Genomic DNA, 14,849 nt, shown 5'->3' on the forward strand with positions numbered 1-14,849 from the left:
ACGCGGTTCGGCGCTCCGCCCGTCAGCGCACGAGGAGGGCGACCGCCCCCGGCGCGACGCCCACCTCGACCGGCAGCGGACCGATGCGCTCGCCGTCGGCGTACGCCACCTGCCCCGGCGCCTCGAGCCGCACGGTCACGCCGGTGTGCTCGTGCACCTCGGGCCGGGACACGTGGGTGCCCTTGTAGACCGTCGGGAACACCCGCAGGAACGTGGCCGTGGGGAGCTCGTCGAGGAAGGTCACCGAGAGCAGGCCGTCGTCCGGGAGCGCGCCGGGGCACACCTTCATCCCGCCGCCGTACTGCGTCCCGTTGCCGACGGCGACGAGCATGCCCTTGCCCTCGTACCGGTGCTCGCCGGGCAGGCCCTCGTCGACCACCATGACGTACGGCACGGGCTTGAACGACCGGAGCTCGGCCAGGATCGCGCGCAGGTAGCGGGCCTGCCCGGTGGGCCAGGTCATGCGGTTGGCGCGCTCGTTGACCATCGAGTCGAACCCGCTCGAGAGCACCGCGAGGAACCAGCGGTCCACGCCGTCGGCCGTGATCGCCCGCCCCGCGTCCACCGCCCGGGAGGTGCCCGCCTGCAGGCAGTCGGCCACGAGGTCGGCCGCCGCGACCGGATCGGTCGGGACGCCGAAGAGCGTGGCCGAGTCGTTGCCGGTGCCCAAGGGGAGGATGCCCATCGGCACCCCGGTGCCTGCGACCACCTGCAGCACGAGGTGCACGGTGCCGTCTCCCCCGCACGCCACGACAGCCGCCGTGGGCTCGGCCTCGATGGCCTCGCGGAGGCTGCTCATCGCGTGCTCGGCATCCACGCCCTGGATGTGCACCACCTCGAAGCCGCGATCGCGGAGCCTCGCCTCCGCGGCGGGCGCACCCGAGGACGCCCGCCCCTTGCCCGAGGTCGGGTTGACGAGCATCAGGATGCGTGGGGCCACGGCGCCGGACTCTATCCCGGCCGCGTCCCCGCGCACAGGCTCGCCGGAGGCGGCCCTACAGCAGGTCGTCGTCGAGCGGGCTGGGCCGCAGGTCGGAGGGATCGACGACGGGCTCCTCGAGGGCCGAGACCTCGTCATCGGCCCACTCGCCGAGGCCGAGGCGCTTGTCGCGACGGCGGCGGCGCAGGTCGTTGAGCGCGGTGATGCCCACGGCGACGATCACGACGCCGAGGAAGGGCGTCGCGACGAGCAGCATGGTGATCGGGTCGGGCGTGGGGGTCGCGACGGCGGCGAAGGTGAGGCAGCCGATCAGCAGCCAGCGCCAGTTGCGCACGAGCGTGCCCGAGCGCAGCAGGCCGGCGAAGTTGAGCATCACGAAGATCAGCGGGATCAGCATCCCGATCCCGAAGAACACCAGGATCTGGATGATGAACGTGAGGTACTCGTTGATGTTGATGATGTTCGCGACGTTCTCGGGCGTGAAGCCCAGGAACACCTCGAGCAGCTGGGTCATCGACTGGTACGCCACCCAGGCGCCGAAGAGGAAGAGCGGGGTCGCGGCGGCGACGAAGCCGTACGCCCACTTCTTCTCGTTGCCCTTCAGGCCTGGCGCGAGGAACCGCCAGAGCTGGTAGAGCCAGATCGGCAGGGACAGCACGAGGCCGGACACCATGACGATCTTGAGCTGGACGGTGAAGGCCTCGGTGACGCCGTTGATCGCGAGGACCACGGTCTTGCCCTGCGCCTCGGCCGACTGGACGACGAGGTCGAAGGGCGCCCGCACGATGTCGAGGATCTGGTCGTAGAAGATCCACGCCACGATCGACCCGGCGATGATGCCGAGGACTGCCCGGAACAGCCGGGCCTGGAACTCGCGCAGGTGCTCGAAGAGGGTCATCGCCCCCTCGGGGTTGCGCGTGCGGCGACGCCGACGCCCGGTGCCGGAGCCCGCTTCCGGGCTCACCTCACCTGCGACCACGACGTCCTGCTCGGCCGGGCTGCGCGCGTCAGGCGCGCGGGGCGCCGTCAGCCGGCGGGGTCACCGGCTGCGCGAGGATCTGCTCGCCCGTGACCGGGTCGACCAGGTAGCGGGGCGCCTCGGGCTGGGCGGGAGCGGCCGGCACGGCGGGTGCGGCGGGTGCGGGCGGTGCGGCCTGGACGGCCGGCGCTGCCGGGGCGATGTCGTCGTCGGCACCGGACTTGAAATCGTTCTTGAGGCCGTCGGTCTCGGCCTTGAAGATGCGCAGCGAGCGTCCGACGCCGCGCGCGAGGTCGGGCAGGCGCTTGGCACCGAACAGCAGCAGGACGATCAGGAGGACGATCCAGAACGCCGGCTTCTCGAAGATCGCCACGACACAGCCTCACTCGTTGCGGGGACGCACCGGACGACCCGGTGCGGGCGGACCCACGATAACCCGAGCGCCCGCTCCGGGCCGAGCAGGCCTGGGGCGGGCGCAGGGAGTGTCCCGGGAGCTCTCACGCGGAGAGCGGTGCCTCAGGAGGCGGTACGGGCGGTGAGCTCGGCCATGAGGTCGTCGGTGGTCTCGAGCCAGAGCGCCAGGTCGAGCAGGTCGTCGTACCCGATCGGGGCGCCGCCGTGGTGCTCGCGGGCCTCGGCCGGCACCGGCACGCGCTCGATCTCGACGCCGGCGGTCGACAGCAGCCGCACGACCTCGGCGTCCGCGGCCTTCTCGACGTCCTCGTGGCACTGGGGGCAGCCGAACGTGTAGGTGCGGCGGCTCAGGTCGTCCTCGATCGCCTCGACGACGCGGACGTGCACCTGGCGCGGGGTGAGGTCGACGTCACCGCACATCGGACAGGTCGCCTTGATGGTGGCCATCGGAGCCTCCTCCCGGTCTCTCAGCCCTCGGGTGTGGCTGACAGATCTGGATTCGGCACGCTGACCGGGCAGGCTTGAGCCCGAACGGGGAGATTTCCGCGCGCGGCGGCTACGAACGGGTCACGCCCGGTAGGCGGCGAGCGCCTCCGCGGCCTCCGCGCGCACCCGCTCGACCACGTCCGGGCGGTCCACCACCTGCACGGAGGGCCCCGAACGGAGCAGCAGGCGCACGAGCCAGCGCTCGTCGGCCACGGGGAGCACGACCTGGAGCCGGCCGTCGGCGAGCTCCTGCACGGAGTCCACGGGGAACTCCTCGGCGATCCAGCGCACGCTGCGGTCGAGCACGAGGGTGACCGATCCGCCCTGGGGGCGCAGCACGCCCGCGCCCAGGTCGAGGGGTACGGCGTCCGCGGGCACGTCGGCCGCGTCTCCGAGCACCTCCGCAGCCACGATCCGGTCGAGCCGGAACGTGCGCATGGCCTCCGCGCGGTGGCACCAGCCCTCGAGGTAGACCCGGCCGTCGAGCGCGACGATGCGCAGCGGGTCGACGTCGCGCTCGGTGCGGTCGTCGAGGGCCCCGACGTACGTGATGTGCAGGCGGCGGCCGTCCTCGAGCGCGGCCCGGACCGCGGCATCGACCTCGGGCGCGACCGTGGCGTCGACCTGGACGACGACGCCCTCGGCCGCGGCACTGGCCTCGCCCGCAGCGGCCTCGAGCTTGGCCTGGGCCGAGGCGATGGCGTCGCGGTCGTGCGGGCCGGGCACCGCGGCCAGGAGGCGCAGCGCCACGAGGAGCGAGGCCGCCTCGTCCGCGGAGAACCGCAGGGGGCGCCCGATGGTCTGCGGGTCGAGCACGGTGATGACGCCGTCCTCGTCCCAGAACTGGATGTCGACGAGCTCCTGGTGCTGGTGGCCCGGGCGGCCCGTGCAGATGAGCAGGTTGAGGTCCTCGACGAGCTGCTTCTCCGAGACGCCGAAGTGCTCGGCGGCCTCCGGGATCGTGACGCCCTCGTGCGCGGAGAGCCACGGGACGAGCGACAGCAGCCGCGAGAGCCGGCCGGCTGCGGTGCTGTCGGACTTCTTCTGCGCGCTCATGCAGGCACCTCCCCCGCCGAGAGGCGGAGCCGTCGGACCACCGCGTCGCGCAGCGACGGCGGCGCCTCGACCACGACGTCGGCGGCGAGACCGACCAGCTCGCGGGCGAGCACCTCGTCGTCGGAGAACGGGACGAGCAGGAGGTCGGTGGACTCCCCCGGCTCCACCGCCGTGGCGCGCCGGCGCAGACCGTGCGCCCTGTCGGCCCTCACGCGGATCTGGGCGACGAGGGAGCCGGGGGCCGGCGTCGCGGAGGCGACCAGCGCTGCCACGTCGACGCCGTCCGGCACCTCGTACGCGCCCGGAAGGCCTGTCTGGGTGACATCCCCGACCACGCGGGAGAGGCGGAACACGCGGGGAGCCCCGCGGTCGACGTCGTGGCCCACGAGGTACCAGTGGCCGCGCCGGGACGTGACCCCCCACGGCTGGACGGTGCGCGTGGCGGCGGTGCTGTCCTCGGGGCGGCGGTAGTCGAAGGTGACCGACCGGCGCAGCCGGGACGCCTCGAGCAGGACGGGGAACGACGGCTCGGTGGTGCTCACGCGAGTCTCGATGCCGACCGGGCCCTGCACGATCGTGCCCCCGGCAGCCTCGAGCTTGCGCAGCGCGCTCTGGGCGGCCGGGCCGAGGCTGGCCTGCTCCCAGACCCGCGCGGCGAGGCCGACCACGGCGAGCTCGTCGGTGGAGAGCTCGATCTCGGGCAGCGCGTAGTCGGCGACGGCCACGCGGTAGCCCTCGATGCCGCCCGAGCCGTCGGAGCCCTCGACCGTGAGGATCGGCACCCCCATCGAGCGCAGCTCCTCCTTGTCGCGCTCGAACATCCGCTCGAACGCCTCGTCCGACGGGCTGTCCTTGTACGCCTCGACGGCGTCGCGCAGGAAGCTCTTGGGCACCGGGCGTGAGGACGCCATGAGCGCGAACAGCAGGTTGAGCAGGCGCTCGGTGCGGTCCTTCTGGCTCACGGCTCCCCCACGGGCGTCGGACGGTCCGTACGGCGGCCGCTGAGCGCGGCCGCCGTACGCGAGGACTGGCTCAGCTGACGCCGAGCAGGTCGATCACGAAGACGAGCGTCTTGCCGGACAGGCGGTGGCCGCCGCCCGCAGGGCCGTAGGCCAGGTGCGGCGGGCAGACGAGCTGGCGGCGTCCGCCGACCTTCATGCCGGGGATGCCCTCCTGCCAGCCCGCGATGAGTCGGTTCAGCGGGAAGTTGACCGACTGGCCGCGGCCCCAGCTGGAGTCGAACTCCTCGAGGGTGTCGAACTCGACGCCGAGGTAGTGCACGTCGACGGTCGCGCCGGGCATCGCCTCCGCGCCGTCGCCGACGACGATGTCGGTGATGACGAGCTCGGCCGGGGCCTCGTCGCCCACGAACTCGATCTCGGGCTTGTCCATGGGGTGCTCTCCTTGGTTGTCTCGGGAGGTCGAACCTACCGCGCCCGACAGGCCGCCGACCGGCGGCGGCGCGCCGTGCGCGGAGGCGTCGGGTGGCCGCCCCGGGCGCGGTCGGTGACGATGGTGACGTGAGGACGTCGTGGCGGCTCGGGCCCGCCGCCGTCGCCATCGCGGCGGCCGCGGTGCTGGTGGGCTGCGCCTCGGCCCCCTCGCCCGGATCCGGGAGCACGCCCGGTGCGGTCGTCTCGTCGTCCCCTGCCGCCGAGCCCTCGCCCGGCACGTCGACGTCGGGCGCCGCCGCCCGCCAGATCAACGCAGCGGAGCTCGCCCGGTGCGCGGCCGTGCTCGAGGTGCCGACAGTGCGGGGCCTGCTCGGCGGGACGCCGGAGGTGACCGGGGGCAAGGAGCGGGTGACCGGCGCGATCACCCAGACCCGGTGCACGTGGACGGCGGCCAGCGGCCGCTACCTGACCATCGTCTCCCTCGACGGCCCGGGCCTGCCCGAGCGGGCCAGGACGGTGGCCGCCGGCGCGAAGCCCGTGCCGGGACGCACCGACGTGCTCTACGACGCCTCCAAGGGTCTGATCGTCACCGTCGACGACCGCCTGCACCAGGTGGTCGCGGGCGGTGCCGGCACCGCCCAGGCACGCATCATCGGCCTCAAGGCGATCGACGCCATCCGCTCGGGCGGCTGACCCCACGTCGCCGCCGTTGCGGGCAGGTCGTTGTGCTCGCGCCGTGGCTGGTGCCGGCAGACCAGGGCTACTTGGCGGGAGCGGTCTCGCCGGGGTTGATGAAGTTGACCATGTCGACGACGAAGACGAGCACCTCGTTCGGCTCGATGTCGGGGCTCGTCGGGTTGGCGCCGTACGCGAGCGCGCCGGGGATGATCAGGAGGCGGCGTCCCCCCAGCTTCATGCCCGGGATGCCCTGCGTCCATCCGAAGATGACCTCGTCGAGGCCAAACTCCGAGGGCTGTCCGCGGTCGAAGGACGAGTCGAACTGCTTCGTGGTCGAGGCCCCGACGCCGGCGTAGTCGGCCAGCACCCGGGCGTTCGCGAGGACCGGGTCGCCGGTGCCCTCGACCAGGTCGATGACCTGCAGCTGGGTGACGTCCTTGGTCTGGTCGCCGATCGTGATGACCGGCTTCACGCCGAAGCCGCCCTCGACCGTGACGCCGCAGGCGTCGTTGCCGATGCCCTCGGTGGTCGTCGTGGCCGTGCCGCAGTCACCGGCGGCGGCGGACGACGAGCCCGCGCCGGACCCGGCCTCGGACGTGCTGCCGCAGGCGGACAGCACCAGGGCGGCGGACAGGGCGAGGGTCGCGGGCGCGACGAGGCGGGAGCGCTTCATGGTCCCCGACCCTAACCCGGCGCGACGGCCCTCCCGTGCACCGGACCCCCGGCTGAGGACCGGCACCCTGAGAGGCTCACATGCTGGCGATCAGCTTCTCGACCCGCTCGTCCACGGCCCGGAACGGGTCCTTGCACAGGACCGTCCGCTGGGCCTGGTCGTTGAGCTTCAGGTGCACCCAGTCGACCGTGAAGTCCCGACGACGTTCCTGCGCCCTCTTGATGAACTCGCCGCGCAGCTTGGCCCGCGTGGTCTGCGGCGGGAGGGTCTTGGCCTCGAAGATCGGCAGGTCGCTGCTCACCCGCGCGACCGCCCCGCGCTTCTCCAGCAGGTAGTACAGGCCTCGGGTGCGCGTGATGTCGTGGTAGGCCAGATCCATCTGCGCGATGCGAGGGCTCGAGAGCGGCAGGTCGTGCTTTGCCATGTAGCGCTCGAGCAGCCGCAGCTTGATGACCCAGTCGATCTCGCGCTCGACGAGGCCGAGGTCACCGGTCTCGACCGCACGGACCGAGCGGGTCCACAGGTCGAGGACCCTCGAGTGGATGCTCGTGGGGTCGGCGGTCAGACCGCGGCGCTCGGCGAAGTCGCGGGCGCGGTCGAGGTACTCGGTCTGGATCTGCAGGGCCGACAGCTCGCGGCCGTTGGCAAGCCGGACGGTCTTGCGTCCGGTCGGGTCGTGGCTGATCTCGCGGATCGCGCGGATCGGGTTCTCGAGCGTCATGTCGCGCAGCACCGAGCCGTGCTCGAGCATGCGCAGCACGAGGTCGGTGCTGCCCACCTTGAGCATCGTCGTCGTCTCGCTCATGTTCGAGTCGCCGACGATCACGTGCAGGCGGCGGTAGCGCTCGGCGTCCGCGTGCGGCTCGTCCCGGGTGTTGATGATCGGGCGCGAGCGCGTCGTGGCGCTCGAGACGCCCTCCCAGATGTGCTCGGCCCGCTGGCTCACGCAGTAGACCGCGCCCCGAGGCGTCTGCAGCACCTTGCCCGCACCGCAGACGATCTGGCGCGAGACGAGGAACGGGATCAGGGTGTCCGCGAGGGCCGCGAACTCGCCGTGCCGGCCGACGAGGTAGTTCTCGTGGCAGCCGTAGGAGTTGCCGGCGGAGTCGGTGTTGTTCTTGAAGAGGTAGACGTCGCCCGCGATGCCCTCCTCCTGGAGGCGCTTCTCGGCGTCGACCAGCAGCCCCTCCAGGATGCGCTCGCCGGCCTTGTCATGGGTGACCAGCTCGGTGATCTGGTCGCACTCCGGCGTCGCGTACTCCGGGTGGCTGCCGACGTCGAGGTAGAGGCGCGCGCCGTTGCGCAGGAAGACGTTGCTCGACCGGCCCCACGACACGACGCGGCGGAACAGGTAGCGGGCGACCTCGTCCGGGGAGAGGCGCCGCTGCCCCCGGAAGGTGCAGGTGACGCCGTACTCCGTCTCGATCCCGAAGATCCGCCGGTCCACGTGGCCACCCTAGGCACGGGTACGCCGGTCGCGCAGGACGGCGCGCACGCCGTCGGGCACGAGTGTGGTCAGGCCGGGTCGCCGGCGGCGTCGTCGCTGTCGTCGTCCACGCCGAGGAGGTCGGCGAGACGCGGGCCGTTGATGCGGCGGAACTTCCGCCGGGGGCGCGCGCGGTCGAGGATCGCGACCTCGAGCTGGGCCGGCGTGAGCACGCGGGACTCCCCCGGTGTGCCGTTCCCGTTGACGGGCGCCGAGCCGAGCAGCTCGACCGCGAGCCGCAGGGCGTCCTCGAGCGACAGCCCCTCGTTCCAGCGCTCGCGCAGCGCGGCGGTGATCTGCTCGGCCGACCCGCCCATCGCCACGAAGCCGTGCTCGTCCCCGACCGACCCGTCGAACGTGAGCCGGTAGAGCTGGTCGTCGTGCACCGTCTCGCCGATCTCCGCGACGACGATCTCGACCTCGTACGGCTTCTGGGTCTCGGTGAAGATCGTGCCCAGCGTCTGGGCGTACGCGTTGGCGAGGCTGCGGCCGGTGACGTCGCGCCGGTCGTACGAGTAGCCGCGCAGGTCGGCGAGGCGTACGCCGGCCACCCGCAGGTTCTCGAACTCGTTGTACTTGCCCACGGCGGCGAACGCGATGCGGTCGTAGATCTCGGAGATCTTGTGCAGCGCGCGCGAGCGGTTCTCGGCGACGAACAGCAGGCCGTCGGCGTACTGCAGCACGATGACGCTGCGGCCGCGGGCGATGCCCTTGCGCGCGTAGTCGGCCTTGTCCTTGATGACCTGCTCGGGCGAGACGTAGAACGGGACGCTCATCGGGTCACTCCCCTCCCGCGGTCAGCGGCGCGTTCGGGCCGTCGGGCCGGGTCTGCCGGGCGGCGACGACCGAGCGCACGAGCGGGTCGAGCTCGGCCTCGGGCAGCCGCCGGTAGCCGTCGACGTCGACCACCGCGACGACCGGCAGGATGCCGCGGGCGAGGTCGGGGCCGCCGGTGGCGGAGTCGTCGTCGGCCGCGTCGTAGAGGCTCTCGACGACCGCGCGGACGGCGTCGTCGGGCGAGAGGTCCTCGCGCCAGAGCTTCTTGAGCGCACCACGCGCGAAGAGCGAGCCGGAGCCGACGCTGTGGTGGCGGTGCTCCTCGTAGCGGCCGCCCGTGACGTCGTAGCTGAAGATGCGGCCGCCGCCGGTCTCGGTGTCGAAACCGGCGAACATCGGCACGACCGCGAGGCCCTGCATCGCCATGCCGAGGTTGCCGCGGATGAGCGTGGCGAGGCGGTTGGCCTTGCCGTCCATCGACAGCTGCGCGCCCTCGATCTTCTCGTAGTGCTCGAGCTCGACCTGGAAGAGCTTCACCATCTCGACGGCAAGACCGGCCGTGCCGGCGATGCCCACGCAGCTCGACTCGTCGGCGGGGAAGACCTTCTCGATGTCCTTCTGGGCGATGATGTTGCCCATCGTGGCGCGGCGGTCGCCGGCCATCACGACGCCGCCCGCGAAGGTCGCGGCGACGATCGTGGTGCCGTGCACCGACTCGGTGACCAGCCCGGCGGGCAGCGAGCGCCCGCCCGGCAGCAGCGACGGGTCGTGGGTGGCCAGGAACTCCGCGAACGACGACGAGCCCGTCGCGGTGAACGCGGACGACAGGGTGCCCCCGAAGCGGCCCTGCTGCGCTGAGGTCACTGTCCGCCCTTCTGGACGAAGCCGCGGACGAACTCCTCGGCGTTGGTCTCGAGCGCCTCGTCGATGTCCTCGAGGATCGCGTCGATGTCGGCGTCGAGCGCCTCCTTGCGCTCGGCGAGGTCGCTCGTCGCCGCAGCGGTCTCCTCGACCTGGTCGACGTCGGCGTCCGTACGGCTCTTCTGCGCGTGCTCGCCGGTGTCCCGGGTGGGCATGGTCGCCTCCACGAGGTGTGTCCCGACGTCCGCCGCCGGGGCTGGTCTCGACCCTATACACGCCGCCGCCCGCACGCCCTCCGGTACCACCCGCGCCGTCACCCTGATCAATCCGTCGTTACCGGGCCCGGGAAGCGACTGATTGACCACTGCGAGCGAGGGGGTCAGGTGTTGAGGGCGCGCAGGAGGTCGCCAGCGGTGGGGCTCGCGTCGAGCAGCCCGCCCACGTGCGCGCGGGTGCCGCGCAGCGGCTCGAGGGTGGGCACCCGCTGCAGGGACTCGCGCCCGGGCACGTCGAAGATGACGGAGTCCCACGACGCGGCGGCGATGTGGTCGGCGTACCGGCGCATGCACTCGCCGCGGAACCATGCCCGGGTGTCGGCGGGCGGGCTGCCGATCGCAGCCTCCACCTCGGCGTCCGTGGTGATGCGCTCGAGGTTGCCGCGCAGCTGCAACCGCTGGGCGAGCCCCTTGTCGGGGCGGACGTCGCTGTACTGCAGGTCGACGAGGTGCAGGCGCGCGTGGTCCCAGTCGATGTGGTCGCGCGAGCGGTAGCCGTCGAGGATCGCGAGCTTCGCCACCCAGTCGAGCTCGGACGCGAGGCTCCTCGGGTCGGTCTCGAGCCGGTCGAGCACCGACTCCCAGCGGTCGAGCACGTCGGCGGTCTGCGCGTCGACGTCCGAGCCCAGGGTGTTCTCGACGTGCTTGCGCGCCTGCTCGAGGAACTCGCGCTGCATCTGGACGGCCGTGATGCGCCGGCCAGACCTCAGCGTGAGGAGGTGCGTCAGCGACGGGTCGTGCGACACACGGTGCATCTCGCGCACCGGGTCGTCGAGGACGCCGTCGATCTCCAGTGTCCCGGCCTCGAGCATCGCCAGCACGAGCGAGGTGGTGCCGAGCTTGAGGTACGTCGACACCTCGGCGAGGTTGGCGTCGCCCACGATCACGTGCAGTCGGCGGTACTTCTCCGGATCGGCGTGCGGCTCGTCCCGCGTGTTGATGATCGGTCGCTTCAGCGTGGTCTCCAGGCCGACCTCGACCTCGAAGAAGTCCGCGCGCTGCGACAGCTGGAAGCCGTGGGTGCGCCCGTCCTGGCCCAGCCCGACGCGTCCCGCGCCCGTCACCACCTGCCGCGTCACGAAGAACGGCGTCAGGTGCCGCACGATCTCCGCGAACGGCGTGGTGCGCGCCATGAGGTAGTTCTCGTGGGTGCCGTACGACGCGCCCTTGTTGTCGGTGTTGTTCTTGTAGAGGTTGACGGGATGGGCGCCCGGCAGGTTGCGGACGAGGTCGGTCGCGCGGGCCATGATCCGCTCCCCCGCCTTGTCCCAGATCACGCCGTCGCGCGGGTTGGTGACCTCGGGGCTGGAGTACTCCGGGTGCGCGTGGTCGACGTACAGCCGGCCGCCGTTCGTGAGGATGACGTTGGCCAGGCCGAGGTCGTCGTCGGTGAGCTGCGTGGGGTCGGCCTCGGCCCGTGTCATGTCGAAGCCGCGGGCGTCGCGGAGCGGGTGCTCCTCGTCGTAATCCCACCGGGCACGGGCCCCGCGCACGACCGACGCCGCGTACGACGTGACCACCTGGGTGCTCGTCATCATCGCGTTGACGTGCGGATGCCCTGGCACCGAGACGCCGTACTCGGTCTCGATGCCCATCACGCGATGGACGCTCACGGCACGGCCCTAGAGGTACTGACCGGTGTTGGCGACCGTGTCGATCGAGCGCCCTGCCTCGGTGCCCTGCTTGCCCTGGATGAGGGTGCGGATGAAGACGATGCGCTCGCCCTTCTTGCCCGAGATCCGCGCCCAGTCGTCCGGGTTGGTGGTGTTCGGCAGGTCCTCGTTCTCGCGGAACTCGTCGAGGCACGCCGACAGCATGTGCTGGACGCGGATGCCGCGCTGACCGGTCTCGAGGAGGTCCTTGATCGCCATCTTCTTGGCGCGCGCCACGATGTTCTCGATCATCGCGCCGCTGTTGAAGTCCTTGAAGTACAGGACCTCCTTGTCGCCGTTGGCGTAGGTGACCTCGAGGAAGCGGTTCTCCTCGGTCTCGGTGTACATCCGCTCGACCGCGCGCTGGATCATCCCCTGGCACGTGGCGACGCGGTCGCCGCCGTGCTCGGCGAGGTCCTCGGGGTGCAGCGGGAGGTCCGGCGTCAGGTACTTGCTGAAGATGTCGCTCGCTCCCTGGGCGTCCGGGCGCTCGATCTTGATCTTCACGTCGAGCCGGCCCGGCCGCAGGATGGCCGGGTCGATCATGTCCTCGCGGTTCGACGCGCCGATGACGATGACGTTCTCCAGGCTCTCGACGCCGTCGATCTCGCTGAGCAGCTGGGGGACGATCGTGTTCTCGACGTCGCTCGACACACCGGTGCCGCGCGTGCGGAACAGCGAGTCCATCTCGTCGAAGAACACGATCACGGGCATGCCCTCGGACGCCTTCTCACGCGCCCGCTGGAACACGAGCCGGATGTGCCGCTCGGTCTCGCCGACGTACTTGTTGAGCAGCTCGGGGCCCTTGATGTTGAGGAAGAACGAGCGTCCCTGCTCCTTGCCCTCGACCTCGGCGACCTTCTTGGCGAGCGAGTTCGCGACCGCCTTGGCTATGAGGGTCTTCCCGCAGCCGGGCGGGCCGTACAGCAGGATCCCCTTCGGCGGCTTGAGCTTGTGCTCGCGGAAGAGATCGGCGTGCAGGTACGGCAGCTCGACGGCGTCGCGGATCTCCTCGATCTGCGCGGCGAGGCCGCCGATGTCGCCGTAGTCGATGTCCGGGACCTCCTCGAGGACGAGCTCCTCGACCTCGGCCTTCGGGATCTTCTCGAAGACGTACTGCGACCGGGACTCGAGCAGCAGGGAGTCGCCGGCGCGCAGGTGGGTGCCCCGCAGCGGCTCGGCGAGGCGGACGACGCGCTCCTCGTCGGTGTGGCCGATCACGAGGGCGCGGACGCCGTCCTCGAGGATCTCCTTGAGCATGACGATCTCGCCGTGCCGCTCGTACTCACGGACGGCGACGACGTTGAGCGCCTCGTTGAGCTGGACCTCCTGGCCCGGGCGCAGGTCCTCGGTCTCGACGTCCGGGCTGCACACCACGCGCATCTTGCGGCCGGCCGTGAAGACGTCGACCGAGCCGTCGTCGAAGGCCTCGAGGAAGACGCCGTAGCCGTTGGGCGGCTCGGCGAGGCGGTCGACCTCCTCCTTGAGCGCCACGATCTGGTCGCGGGCGTCCTTGAGGGTCGAGACCAGGCGCTGGTTCTGCGCGGACGCCGCCGCCAGCTCGGCCTGGAGCTGGGACACGCGCGGATCCGGCGCGCGCTCGTCGGTGTACGTCACGGTGCTCACCTCCCGTGCGTCCGCCCCGGTGGGGTCCACCGTGGCTGGGCCGTTTCTCGACCCTACCCACGTCGACCGGTTCTGCGCGCGCGCTGAGCCCCGCGACGCGCGTCGCAACGAAGACGTAACCGCCCGGAGCAGGCCGTCGCCGTCCGGATTCCGTCCCCGGAGGCCCCGCAGACGGGTCAGCCGGTGGGGAGCTCGTAGTCCTCGCCGTAGGCGCCCTTGGCGGGTCGGGTACGGCGCGGGGGCAGGACGGTGCCGTCGGCCAGGCGGCGCGAGCGGATGAGGAACCCGGTGTGGCCGTTCATCGAGTGGTCGGGGCGAACCGCCAGGCCCTCGAGGTGCCAGGTGCGCAGCAGCAACTCCTGCGCGTAGGGCTCGGTCCAGCGCCCGTCGGTCCGCAGCGTCTCGACCGTGCGCGACAGCTGGGTGGTCGTGGCGACGTACACCACGAGCACGCCCCCCGGCGCGAGCGCCTCGGCGGCCACCTCCACGCAGTCCCACGGCGCCAGCATGTCGAGCACGATCCGGTCGACCGCGGTGTCGAGGCCCTCAGCCATCCGGGCCCGCAGCGTCGGCACCAGGTCGCCGACCGTGAGCGACCATGCCGGGTGCTCCGACCCGAAGAAGGTCTCGACGTTGGCCCGCGCGACGTCCGCGAAGTCCTCGCGGCGCTCGTACGACGACAGCCCGCCCTGGTCGCCGACCGCCCGCAGCAGCGAGATCGACAGCGCGCCCGAGCCCACGCCCGCCTCGATCACCCGCGCGCCGGGATAGATGTCCGCGAGCCCGACGATCGCGGCGGCGTCCTTCGGGTAGACGATCGTGGCGCCGCGCGCCATCGACAGCACGAAGTCCGACAGCATCGGCCGCAGGGCGAGGTATGGCACCCCCTGGGTCGAGGTGACGATCACGCCCTCAGGGCCGCCGATGAGCGCGTCGTGCTTGATGGCGCCCTTGGCGGTGTGGAACTCCTTGCCCGCTCCGAGCGTGATGGTGTGCATCCGCTTCTTGGGATCGGTCAGCTGCACGCGCTCGCCCTCGCGCAGCGGTCCACGGCGGTGGTCTGCCCCGGTGGGGACACGGTCGGAGGTCACGGTCGGCAAGGATAGGCGCGCGGTCGGCGTACGCCGTCGGCGCGTCCAGCGATCGAGCGTAGGAGCACGCATGGCAGGCGCGGGGCCGGACGTCGGGACGTTCCTCGCCGCATCCGGGCATGCCCGGCTCGAGGAGGTCCTCACCCTCCGGGAGGCCCTGCACGCCGGCATCCCAGGGCTCGACGAGCGCATCAAGTGGAACGCGCCCAGCCTCGGCCCGGACGGAACAGACCGGATCACGTTCCGGCTGCAGCCCGGCGACCGTGTCGAGCTCGTCCTGCACCGCGGCACGTCCGTGCGCTCCATGGACGGCTTCGCCTTCGACGACGCCGACGGCCTCATCGCCTGGGCCGCGCCCGACCGTGGCGTCGTCGTGGTGCGCGATTCCGCCGACCTGGAGGCGCGGCTCCCCCAGATCGTCGACACCTGCCGACGCTGGGTCGAGGCGACCCGCGACTGAC

Annotated in this window: 17 protein-coding genes; 2 read left to right on the forward strand and 15 right to left on the reverse strand. The window is 71.8% G+C overall.

Going from position 1 to position 14,849, the window contains the following annotated elements; translation table 11 throughout:
• Positions 1–22: 22 nt before the first annotated feature.
• The 7 genes from ACFQGU_RS11495 to ACFQGU_RS11525 form a co-directional block, all read right to left on the reverse strand.
• Entirely contained in the window at positions 23–940 is a 918-nt protein-coding gene (locus ACFQGU_RS11495) for a diacylglycerol kinase (protein WP_386766768.1), read from the reverse strand.
• 55 nt (positions 941–995) lie between these two features.
• Positions 996–1,838 carry a twin-arginine translocase subunit TatC gene (gene tatC / locus ACFQGU_RS11500; RefSeq protein WP_386766770.1) on the reverse strand — a complete coding sequence of 281 codons (843 nt, stop codon included), beginning with the start codon at positions 1,836–1,838 and terminating at the stop codon, positions 996–998.
• A 109-nt stretch (positions 1,839–1,947) separates the two neighbouring features.
• Positions 1,948–2,292: a twin-arginine translocase TatA/TatE family subunit gene (locus tag ACFQGU_RS11505; protein ID WP_386766772.1), complete on the reverse strand. Its 345-nt coding sequence runs from the start codon at positions 2,290–2,292 to the stop codon at positions 1,948–1,950.
• Positions 2,293–2,435: 143 nt separating this feature from the next.
• Entirely contained in the window at positions 2,436–2,780 is a 345-nt protein-coding gene (locus ACFQGU_RS11510; RefSeq protein ID WP_386766774.1) for a hypothetical protein, read from the reverse strand.
• Positions 2,781–2,900: 120 nt separating this feature from the next.
• Positions 2,901–3,875: a helix-turn-helix transcriptional regulator gene (locus ACFQGU_RS11515; protein WP_386766776.1), complete on the reverse strand. Its 975-nt coding sequence runs from the start codon at positions 3,873–3,875 to the stop codon at positions 2,901–2,903.
• Positions 3,872–4,837, reverse strand: a complete 966-nt coding sequence (locus tag ACFQGU_RS11520) for a helix-turn-helix transcriptional regulator (RefSeq protein ID WP_386766778.1) — start codon at positions 4,835–4,837, stop codon at positions 3,872–3,874. The genes ACFQGU_RS11515 and ACFQGU_RS11520 overlap by 4 nt, the downstream gene beginning before the upstream one ends.
• A 70-nt stretch (positions 4,838–4,907) precedes the next feature.
• A complete protein-coding gene (locus tag ACFQGU_RS11525) occupies positions 4,908–5,267 on the reverse strand; it encodes an FKBP-type peptidyl-prolyl cis-trans isomerase (protein WP_386766780.1) in 360 nt (119 codons plus the stop codon).
• A 128-nt stretch (positions 5,268–5,395) separates the two neighbouring features.
• Between ACFQGU_RS11525 and ACFQGU_RS11530 the strand changes: the two genes are divergently transcribed.
• Positions 5,396–5,962, forward strand: a complete 567-nt coding sequence (locus ACFQGU_RS11530; RefSeq protein WP_386766782.1) for a hypothetical protein — start codon at positions 5,396–5,398, stop codon at positions 5,960–5,962.
• 67 nt (positions 5,963–6,029) lie between these two features.
• Here the strand turns inward: ACFQGU_RS11530 and ACFQGU_RS11535 are convergent, their stop codons facing one another.
• The 8 genes from ACFQGU_RS11535 to ACFQGU_RS11570 form a co-directional block, all read right to left on the reverse strand.
• Positions 6,030–6,620: an FKBP-type peptidyl-prolyl cis-trans isomerase gene (locus ACFQGU_RS11535; protein WP_386766784.1), complete on the reverse strand. Its 591-nt coding sequence runs from the start codon at positions 6,618–6,620 to the stop codon at positions 6,030–6,032.
• Between the two features lie 76 nt (positions 6,621–6,696).
• Positions 6,697–8,067 carry a Pup--protein ligase gene (gene pafA, locus ACFQGU_RS11540; protein ID WP_386766786.1) on the reverse strand — a complete coding sequence of 457 codons (1,371 nt, stop codon included), beginning with the start codon at positions 8,065–8,067 and terminating at the stop codon, positions 6,697–6,699.
• Positions 8,068–8,135: 68 nt separating this feature from the next.
• Positions 8,136–8,882 (reverse strand): proteasome subunit alpha, encoded by a 747-nt coding sequence (gene prcA / locus ACFQGU_RS11545; RefSeq protein ID WP_386766788.1) that lies wholly within the window; start codon positions 8,880–8,882, stop codon positions 8,136–8,138.
• 4 nt (positions 8,883–8,886) lie between these two features.
• Positions 8,887–9,747: a proteasome subunit beta gene (gene prcB / locus ACFQGU_RS11550; RefSeq protein ID WP_386766790.1), complete on the reverse strand. Its 861-nt coding sequence runs from the start codon at positions 9,745–9,747 to the stop codon at positions 8,887–8,889.
• A complete protein-coding gene (locus ACFQGU_RS11555; protein WP_386766792.1) occupies positions 9,744–9,959 on the reverse strand; it encodes a ubiquitin-like protein Pup in 216 nt (71 codons plus the stop codon). The genes prcB and ACFQGU_RS11555 overlap by 4 nt, the downstream gene beginning before the upstream one ends.
• Before the next feature lie 164 nt (positions 9,960–10,123).
• A complete protein-coding gene (gene dop / locus ACFQGU_RS11560; protein WP_386766794.1) occupies positions 10,124–11,632 on the reverse strand; it encodes a depupylase/deamidase Dop in 1,509 nt (502 codons plus the stop codon).
• A 9-nt stretch (positions 11,633–11,641) separates the two neighbouring features.
• Entirely contained in the window at positions 11,642–13,405 is a 1,764-nt protein-coding gene (arc, locus tag ACFQGU_RS11565) for a proteasome ATPase (protein WP_386766799.1), read from the reverse strand.
• 68 nt (positions 13,406–13,473) lie between these two features.
• Positions 13,474–14,388 carry a tRNA (adenine-N1)-methyltransferase gene (locus tag ACFQGU_RS11570; RefSeq protein ID WP_386766801.1) on the reverse strand — a complete coding sequence of 305 codons (915 nt, stop codon included), beginning with the start codon at positions 14,386–14,388 and terminating at the stop codon, positions 13,474–13,476.
• A 70-nt stretch (positions 14,389–14,458) separates the two neighbouring features.
• Between ACFQGU_RS11570 and ACFQGU_RS11575 the strand changes: the two genes are divergently transcribed.
• The gene (locus ACFQGU_RS11575; protein ID WP_386766803.1) at positions 14,459–14,848 is read left to right on the forward strand and encodes a DUF1801 domain-containing protein; all 390 of its coding nucleotides are present in this window, start codon (positions 14,459–14,461) and stop codon (positions 14,846–14,848) included.
• The last annotated feature ends 1 nt before the right edge of the window (position 14,849 follow it).

Source organism: Longivirga aurantiaca (assembly GCF_042660085.1).
Classification (GTDB): domain Bacteria; phylum Actinomycetota; class Actinomycetes; order S36-B12; family CAIYMF01; genus Longivirga; species Longivirga aurantiaca.

Excerpts from the sequence above, each read along its gene's own strand:
- ACFQGU_RS11555 (WP_386766792.1), bottom strand. The coding sequence starts at position 9,959 with ATGCCCACCCGGGACACCGGCGAGCACGCGCAGAAGAGCCGTACGGAC.
- ACFQGU_RS11535 (WP_386766784.1), bottom strand. The coding sequence starts at position 6,620 with ATGAAGCGCTCCCGCCTCGTCGCGCCCGCGACCCTCGCCCTGTCCGCC.
- ACFQGU_RS11510 (WP_386766774.1), bottom strand. The coding sequence starts at position 2,780 with ATGGCCACCATCAAGGCGACCTGTCCGATGTGCGGTGACGTCGACCTC.
- ACFQGU_RS11575 (WP_386766803.1), top strand. The coding sequence starts at position 14,459 with ATGGCAGGCGCGGGGCCGGACGTCGGGACGTTCCTCGCCGCATCCGGG.
- tatC (WP_386766770.1), bottom strand. The coding sequence starts at position 1,838 with ATGACCCTCTTCGAGCACCTGCGCGAGTTCCAGGCCCGGCTGTTCCGG.
- ACFQGU_RS11515 (WP_386766776.1), bottom strand. The coding sequence starts at position 3,875 with ATGAGCGCGCAGAAGAAGTCCGACAGCACCGCAGCCGGCCGGCTCTCG.
- prcA (WP_386766788.1), bottom strand. The coding sequence starts at position 8,882 with ATGAGCGTCCCGTTCTACGTCTCGCCCGAGCAGGTCATCAAGGACAAG.
- ACFQGU_RS11525 (WP_386766780.1), bottom strand. The coding sequence starts at position 5,267 with ATGGACAAGCCCGAGATCGAGTTCGTGGGCGACGAGGCCCCGGCCGAG.